Genomic DNA, 2,957 nt, shown 5'->3' with positions numbered 1-2,957 from the left:
GTCATGTTTCTAGGTACTAAAACATGCATTCCCCTTATTAGATTAAGTATGCCTCCCAATTGTGAACCTGAATGCCAGATACCTTCCAGTCTGTGTCCTCTTGTTCTTACAATAAGCGGTGCTTTTTGCTTGCCATGTGTTCTGTAGTGTAAGGTGGCCAGATCATCACTCATAATCTGAAGCGCATAAAGGAGGTAATCCAAATATTGAATTTCGGCAATAGGACGTAGGCCTCGCATGGCCATACCTATTCCTTGACCAAGAATAGTCGCTTCACGAATACCGGTATCGGCAACTCTCAGTTCGCCATATTTTTCCTGTAAGCCTTCCAGTCCTTGGTTAACATCACCAATGGCTCCAGTATCTTCTCCAAAAATTAGGGATTCAGGATGTTTTTTGAAGATCACATCAAAATTATTTCTTAGCACCAAACGGCCATCTACATCTTCTGCCGAAGCGTCGTAGGTAGGCAATACTTCCTTAACATATAAGGCCGATTTTTTTGATTGACTAAATAAATGTGAACTGTATTTTGGTTGAATTCGTTCTAAATATACATGTATCCAATCTTGTAAAACTTGTTTTTCTATTGGATTTTCTGAAATCACATAACGCAATGATTTCCGAACAGCCGATGCAATATCTTTTCTGGTAGGTTCAAAAATATCGGACAATTCAAAAGATAAACGCTCAATAAATACTTTGTTGACACTTGTGTTGGCTAAGTTATTAATAAGTCGAACCGCTTCTTGTTGTTCTTCCTTTATAGGATTTTGATAAGCATTCCAAGCAACTTTTTTACCTTCTCTGACGTTCTTTTTAATGTTTTTTTCGAGCGTGTCTAATTCCAGTTCTGTAGAAATGCCATTGGTAATAATCCATTCCCGCATTTTATGAATACAATCGTGTTCTATTTCCCAATCCAGACGTTTTTTGGATTTGTAACGTTCATGTGATCCCGAAGTGGAATGGCCCTGTGGTTGCGTAAGTTCCACAACATGAATCAAAACCGGTACATGTTCTTCCCTTGCAATTTTTGAGGCCCGTTGATAGGTTTCTACTAAAGCCACATAGTCCCAACCTTTTACTTTTAATATTTCGTAACCTTTGGTGTTTTCGTCACGCTGAAAACCCTTTAAGATTTCCGAAATACTTTCTTTGGTCGTTTGATGTTTGGCGTGCACGGAAATTCCGTATTCATCATCCCAAACACTGATGACCATGGGAACTTGCAAAACCCCTGCGGCATTTATGGTTTCAAAAAATAGGCCTTCGCTGGTACTCGCATTTCCGATGGTGCCCCAAGCGACTTCATTCCCTTTATTTGAAAAGTTTGGGCTGTAAATGCCTTCTACATTTCGATATATTTTAGAGGCTTGTGCCAGTCCTAAAAGTCGAGGCATTTGCCCAGCAGTAGGAGAGATATCCGCACTCGAGTTTTTTTGTTTCAGGAGATTTTTCCATTCGCCTTTTTCATCCAAGCTATGAGTTCCAAAGTGACCTCCCATTTGACGCCCGCCAGACATGGGATCGTGGTTAATGTCCGGATCACCATACAATCCGGCAAAAAACTGCTGAATGCTCAGCTCGCCAATGGCCATCATAAAGGTTTGGTCCCGGTAATATCCTGATCTAAAATCGCCATTTTGAAATACTTTGGCCCATGCCAATTGCGGTACTTCTTTTCCGTCGCCAAAAATTCCAAACTTTGCCTTTCCGGTAAGAACTTCACGGCGACCCAATAAACTGCATTCCCTACTGGTTACTACAATTTTATAGTCGCTTAAAATTTCTGACTGGAATTCTTCGAAGGATATGTCTTTGGCTGTTTTTGGAGTCGTTTGCATAAGGTGCTTTTTGGTTGAAACAAAAGTAGTCAAAATGGACTGGTTTTGCAATTCAAAAGTGATTATAAAGCTTTAATTAACTTTCAGTCCATATGTGTAAAACTTCTATAAGCTTTCACATTAAGCACTAATAATCAATATGTTTATCTCTTGAGTTTAGTCTTTGAGCAAGGTCGAATTAAAGAGTTTTAAAATTCGTTTATATTCGTCCGTCCAACTGCTTGGCTCAACAAATCCATGGTCTTCTGCCGGATAAACGGCCATTTCCCAATGGTCTTTGCCCAGTTCAATCAGGCGCTGTGCCAAGCGCACCACATCTTGAAAATGCACGTTGATATCTACAATTCCGTGTGCAATAAGCAAGTCACCTTTTAAGCCTTCGGCAAAATAAATAGGTGAGGAGCGTTCATAGGCTATCGGGTCGTTAAAAGGTTCGTTCAAAATATTTGATGTATAGCCATGATTGTAATGTGCCCAATCGGTTACGGAGCGCAATGCAGCACCGGAAGCAAAAGTATCAGCTTCGTTAAATAAGGCCATCAAGGTGATAAAACCTCCGTAGCTACCTCCGTAAATTCCTATTTTATTTTTATCTACACCATGGTTTTCTATCAGATATTTTACGCCATCCACATGATCGGATAAATCTTTTCCACCCATATGTCTGTAAATTCCGGTCCGCCAATCTCTTCCATATCCTGCGCTTCCGCGGTAATCAATATCGATAACCGTATAGCCCAGATCAGTCAATAAATTATGGAACATATACTCTCTAAAGTAGGACGACCACCATTTGTGGACATTTTGAAGATAACCGGCACCATGGACAAAGACTACCGCAGCATTGTTTTTAACCGAGGCTTCTGGCAGATAAAGTCGCGCAGGAACCTGTGCCCCATCCTGTGCCGTAAAGCTAATAAGTTGTGGATCTCGCGAGTTATAACTTTTAAAAACTTCCGATTGACCAGAAGTCAATTGTACCGCTTTTGATTTGGAGTCATTCTTTTTGAAATAAAGCTCCCAAGGTTGGTTGCTGTACGAATATAAAATAGCGAGCGTTTTTTCGTCTGGAGAAAGTGTCACATCATTATTGCCGGTCATGAAGGTCAA

General features: G+C 40.4%; 2 protein-coding genes. Both read right to left on the bottom strand.

Translation table 11 applies throughout. The features are described from left to right. A partial coding sequence (locus tag VLZ86_RS06410; RefSeq protein ID WP_325449807.1) for a thiamine pyrophosphate-dependent enzyme occupies nt 1–1,847 on the bottom strand: 1,847 nt, incomplete at its 3' end. 156 nt (nt 1,848–2,003) lie between these two features. Next, the coding region (locus VLZ86_RS06405) for an alpha/beta hydrolase family protein (RefSeq protein WP_325449806.1) at nt 2,004–2,957 on the bottom strand (954 nt) is incomplete at its 5' end.

Source organism: Gelidibacter sp., assembly GCF_035515035.1.
Taxonomy (GTDB): domain Bacteria; phylum Bacteroidota; class Bacteroidia; order Flavobacteriales; family Flavobacteriaceae; genus Gelidibacter.
Note: the sequence above shows the minus strand (reverse complement) of the source record. Positions and strands in the feature narration are given on the sequence as shown.